2 protein-coding genes are annotated in these 1,002 nt (G+C 76.6%); both read left to right on the top strand.

From position 1 onward, the window contains the following. Nucleotides 1-67 precede the first annotated feature (67 nt). The gene (gene aroH / locus AB0J52_RS42200; RefSeq protein ID WP_500188952.1) at nucleotides 68-430 is read left to right on the top strand and encodes a chorismate mutase; all 363 of its coding nucleotides are present in this window, start codon (nucleotides 68-70) and stop codon (nucleotides 428-430) included. A 101-nt stretch (nucleotides 431-531) separates the two neighbouring features. Then, nucleotides 532-1,002, top strand: a 471-nt coding sequence (locus AB0J52_RS42195; protein WP_500188950.1) for a prephenate dehydrogenase/arogenate dehydrogenase family protein, incomplete at its 3' end; no start/stop codon positions are given.

The raw sequence follows: 1,002 nt of genomic DNA, 5'->3' as shown, positions 1-1,002 counted from the left end.
CTGGGCCCCGCGCCGGTGCGGCGGGTATGACCAGGGCTGGAAGCAACGGCGAGGACGGGAGGAACCCGTGGCGGTGAGGGCGGTCCGGGGCGCGACCCAGGTGGAGGCCGACGACCGGGACGAGATCCTGGCCGCGACCACCGAGCTGGTCACGGCGGTGATGGAGCGCAACGCGCTCCGCACCGACGACGTGATCAGCGTGCTGTTCACCGCGACGCCCGACCTGACGGCCGAGTTCCCCGCGCTCGCCGCGCGCAAGCTGGGCTTCCAGGAGGTCCCGCTGATGTGCGCGAGCGAGATCGCCGTCCCGCACGGGCTGCCCCGGGTGATCCGGCTGATGGCGCACATCGAGACCGACCGTCCCCGGTCGGAGGTGCAGCACGTGTACCTCCGCGGGGCGACGGCCCTCCGCCTCGACATCGCCCAGTAGCGGCGCGCGGGGCGGGGCGGCCGCGGCCGGGGGCTGAGGCACCCGGCGTGGCCTGGGCGGAGTGGGACGTTCCGGCCGCCGCGGCCCAGTAGGCTGGATCGGTGGCAGAGACCCCAGTCCCCGAGCGTTCCGGAACCGGCGAACGCGGCCCCGGCCGCGTGGTCGTCATCGGCACCGGCCTGATCGGCACGTCGATCGCGCTGGCCCTGCGCGGGCGGGGCTCGGAGGTCTACCTGTCCGACCGCGACGCCGCCGCGCTGGCCGTGGCGGCGGAGATCGGCGCGGGCGAGCCGCTGCCGGACGGGGGCCTGGACGGGCCCGCCGACCTGGCCGTGATCGCCGTCCCGCCCGCCGCGGTCGCCGTGACGCTGCTGGACGCGCAGAAGCGCGACCTGGCCGCCGTCTACACCGACGTCGCGAGCGTGAAGGCGCTGCCGCTCGCGCAGGCCGCCGAGGTGGGCTGCGACCTGGCGTCCTACGTCCCCGGGCATCCGCTGGCCGGACGCGAGCGCTCCGGCCCGTCGGCGGCCCGCGACGACCTGTTCCTCGGCCGTCCGTGGGCGCTGTGCCCG

Origin of the sequence: Spirillospora sp. NPDC049652, from assembly GCF_040675125.1 — a bacterium.
Classification (GTDB): Bacteria; Actinomycetota; Actinomycetes; order Streptosporangiales; family Streptosporangiaceae; genus Spirillospora.
The sequence above is the reverse complement of the archived record's forward strand: the minus strand, read 5'-3'. Positions and strand labels throughout refer to the sequence as shown.